The following is a 228-nucleotide window of genomic DNA, read 5'->3' as shown; positions in this document are numbered from 1 at the left end:
CACATCATCGAATCGATCTCCTAAACCGAACGCCTTCACTTGTTGCTGAAGATTACTATACTGCCCACCCGGCATTTCATGCATATACACCACTGTATGAGGCGCATTCATACCACTTTCAAACGGTGCATAGTATTTGCGTACATCTTCCCAATAATGAGATAGTTTTTCTAAAGAATCTATATTAACATCTGGTTGTCTTTCGTTTCCGCCTAACGCATAGTATAG

The 228-nt window shown here is 40.8% G+C and carries 1 protein-coding gene; it reads right to left on the bottom strand.

Going from position 1 to position 228, the window contains the following annotated elements; genetic code table 11:
* A partial coding sequence (locus KVT27_RS26525; RefSeq protein WP_217582371.1) for a hypothetical protein occupies positions 1-228 on the bottom strand: 228 nt, incomplete at both ends.

It is taken from the genome of Lysinibacillus sp. GbtcB16 (assembly GCF_019091145.1).
In the GTDB taxonomy this organism is placed as follows: domain Bacteria; phylum Bacillota; class Bacilli; order Bacillales_A; family Planococcaceae; genus Lysinibacillus; species Lysinibacillus fusiformis.
The sequence above is the reverse complement of the archived record's forward strand: the minus strand, read 5'-3'. Positions and strand labels throughout refer to the sequence as shown.